The following is a 1,057-nucleotide window of genomic DNA, read 5'->3' as shown; positions in this document are numbered from 1 at the left end:
TGCTCGTCGACCGCGACCGGATCGGCGTCGAGGTCGAGCATCCGGCGGCACCGGCTGATCGCGACGGGCAGGTCCCGCAGGTCGCTGAGGGCGAGGCGGCACGCGATGTGGTCGGGTTTCGGTGTGAGGGCGGCGATGCCGTGCCCGTACGGAAGGCGCAGGGTCCGGCGGTAGGCGCCGTCACGCCACTCCTCGACGCCGGGTACGGCGGTCGCGGCGAGGTGGCCGAAGAGGTTGTCGGGGTTGAGCGGGGCGCGGAAGGGGAGGCGGAGGTTGAGGGCGGCCGGGGTGCCGGCGGGCGTGTCCGTGCCGCTCGGACGCGCGTCGGGGCGTGTCCTCGGGAGGCGGGCACGGAGTTCGCTCGGGGAGAGGGCGAAGACCTCGCGGACGGTGTCGTTGAAGGTGCGGATGGAGGAGAAGCCTGCCGCGAAGGCGATCTCCGCCATGGGCAGCGCGGTCGTCTCGACGAGGAGCCGCGCGGTCTGGGCGCGCTGGGCGCGGGCGAGGGCGAGCGGGCCCGCGCCCAGTTCGGAGTTGAGCTGCCGTTCGATCTGGCGGGTGCTGTAGCCGAGGCGGGCGGCCAGGCCGGGGACGCCTTCGCGGTCCACGATCCCGTCGCCGATCAGCCGCATGGCGCGGGCCACCAGGTCGGCGCGCTGGTTCCACTCCGGTGAGCCGGGGCTGGTGTCGGGACGGCAGCGCTTGCAGGCCCGGAAGCCCGCCTGCTGGCAGGCCGCCGCGCTCGGGTAGAAGGTCATGTTCTCGGGCTTGGGCGGTACCACCGGGCAACTGGGCCGGCAGTAGATCCGGGTGGTCAGGACCGCCGTGAAGAACCACCCGTCGAAGCGCGCGTCCTTGGACCGGACGGCACGTACGCAGTGCTCGGTGTCGGTGTGCATCGCGTTCCGCATACGTCCAGCATCGGCGATGGGCCGGGCGTCGGCTGGCGAGAATCCGACATCGAGGTGACGTGTCCAGGGCGGCTCCGGATCGCGTCCTTTTCCGACGGCGGCTGCTCGGGGCGCGCGGATCATCCCGGTGATCGGACTGGCCCCGG

The 1,057-nt window shown here is 73.0% G+C and carries 1 protein-coding gene; it reads right to left on the bottom strand.

The genetic code is table 11. The features are described 5' to 3' along the window. A partial coding sequence (locus AOK08_RS37150; protein ID WP_198539506.1) for a bifunctional transcriptional activator/DNA repair enzyme AdaA occupies positions 1–911 on the bottom strand: 911 nt, incomplete at its 3' end. Between the last annotated feature and the right edge of the window lie 146 nt (positions 912–1,057).

The organism is Streptomyces graminilatus, assembly GCF_001418565.1.
Classification (GTDB): Bacteria; Actinomycetota; Actinomycetes; order Streptomycetales; family Streptomycetaceae; genus Streptomyces; species Streptomyces graminilatus.
The sequence above is the reverse complement of the archived record's forward strand: the minus strand, read 5'-3'. Positions and strand labels throughout refer to the sequence as shown.